Below are 1,742 nucleotides of genomic sequence, written 5' to 3' on the forward strand. Positions count from 1 at the left end.
GACCCGGTGTCGCCGAACGGTCCGCCCACGGTCCCGGGGTCGGCGTTCGCTCGCCGGGTCGGCTCCGCCGGCCGCGTTCGCGGCGGCCTCGTCGGCTAACTGCTCCATCGTCGTCACTTCGGTATTCTCGCTGACGATCTGCGTCTCGCCGCAGCGAGCGCAGGTCTTCACCTCCTTGACGGTCGTGACGACCTCGTCGCCGTCCTCCTCGCGTTCCCGCTGGAGTTCGGGTTCGCCGAAGTCGTGTCCGAGCAGACACCTGAGTCCCATTGTGCCACCCTGCGGTGCCGAGGGTAAAAAACGCCCCGTCGGCGTCCGACGCTCGGCACACGACGATTTCGGGGCGAGGCAGACTGTTCCGGGGCGACGCGGCCGCATCTCGGCGGTTCGATCCTCGGCCACGGGACACAGGCTCTTTGTGGATCGCCGCTGTACCGTGACGCACATGCCTACCGTATCCTATCAGGGCGAGGAGATCGAGTGCGAGAAGGGCGCAGTCTTACGCGACGTACTCAAGGAGGCCGGTCTGTCGGTCTACAACGGGAAGATGGAGCAGCTCAACTGTCGCGGTGCCGGATCGTGCGGCTCCTGTGCGGTCCAAGTCGACGGCGAGGTCAGCGAGCCGGGCAAAAAGGAGCGCGCCCGCCTCTGGTTCCCGCCGCACCACCCGAACCACGACGTCCGCCTCGCCTGTCAGACAAAGGTCGAGGGCGACGTCGAGGTGACGAAGGGCCGCGGCCTCTTCGGCCAGCACATCTGAGCGGGCGGAGCGACCGCTCGACGCGATTCTTGATTCAGCAACTAACACTCCTCTCCGTCACGAACGAGGCACGCGCTACGAGCGGTGCGCTGGTCGGGAATAAAATACGGCCGCGGCGGACGTGAGCCCGCGACGCGGACGAAAACGCTTAGTACCGTGTGTCAGAGTCGCGTTCGGCGTCAGCCGGACCGACCCACCTTCTCGGATCGGCTTACTGCCGAACGACGTTGGTCGCGCGGGGGCCCTTCTCGGAGGACTCGATGTCGAACTCGAGCTCCTGGCCCTCTTCGAGGTCCGGGCCGCCGACGTCTTCCATGTGGAAGAACACGTCGTCGTCCGCGTCGTCAGTCTCAATAAATCCGTAGCCGCCAGTGTCGTTGAAGAAATCAACCTTTCCGGTCGCCATTGCGAATAGAGAGAGGCCCCGTTCGGGCATAAGGATTGCGAGGGTACAGTTACCACGTGGCTCTGCGGACGTTCGTATCGAACAAACGAAGAACAAAACTGAATAAAACTGACTGTGATCTGTATTCTTAGGACTTTCCCGGCCGATCTCTCGATGTCTGCTGCGGATCCCTCCGACGCCGAGGTTTATGACTCCGGCCGCGAAAGCGTCACCCGTGTCCCACGCACACGGTGCCGACGGCCCCGCCTTGACGCTCCGCGAGAACGGTCCCGCCCTGCTGGTCCCCGCGGCGTGGGGCGTCGCCGCGGGAGCGGTCCTCGGCGTCGTCTCCGCGCACGCGCTGTTCGTCGCGCACGTCGTCATGAGCGCCCTACTCGTCGCCTTCGTTGTTGCCTCGTGGCGCGACATGGCGACCAGCGTCCTCCGGGCGTGGAAGCTGGTGATCCTCGCCGGGACGCCGGTCACGCTCGCGGGCGTCGCCGGGTTCCTCGCCCGCGACGGGACCGTTCCGGCGCTCGCGGCCGCCCTCCCGGCCGACGCGGCGCTCGCCGTCACCTTCTACGGCTGGATGCTGCT

3 protein-coding genes and 1 pseudogene are annotated in these 1,742 nt (G+C 66.0%); 2 read left to right on the forward strand and 2 right to left on the reverse strand.

Annotated features, from left to right (window positions below; genetic code table 11):
- A pseudogene (locus BN903_RS17735) lies at window positions 1-270 on the reverse strand (hypothetical protein); the annotation flags it as partial.
- A 175-nt stretch (window positions 271-445) separates the two neighbouring features.
- Here BN903_RS17735 and BN903_RS14560 point away from each other — a divergent pair.
- Window positions 446-760: a 2Fe-2S iron-sulfur cluster-binding protein gene (locus BN903_RS14560; protein WP_048078418.1), complete on the forward strand. Its 315-nt coding sequence runs from the start codon at window positions 446-448 to the stop codon at window positions 758-760.
- A gap of 211 nt (window positions 761-971) precedes the next feature.
- Here BN903_RS14560 and BN903_RS14565 read toward each other — a convergent pair whose 3' ends face one another.
- Window positions 972-1,166, reverse strand: a complete 195-nt coding sequence (locus tag BN903_RS14565) for a cold-shock protein (RefSeq protein WP_004599158.1) — start codon at window positions 1,164-1,166, stop codon at window positions 972-974.
- 187 nt (window positions 1,167-1,353) lie between these two features.
- On the opposite strand from BN903_RS14565, the gene BN903_RS14570 reads away from it, so the two are divergent.
- On the forward strand, window positions 1,354-1,742 hold a 389-nt coding region (locus BN903_RS14570), incomplete at its 3' end, for a hypothetical protein (protein WP_048078420.1).

It is taken from the genome of Halorubrum sp. AJ67 (assembly GCF_000513435.1).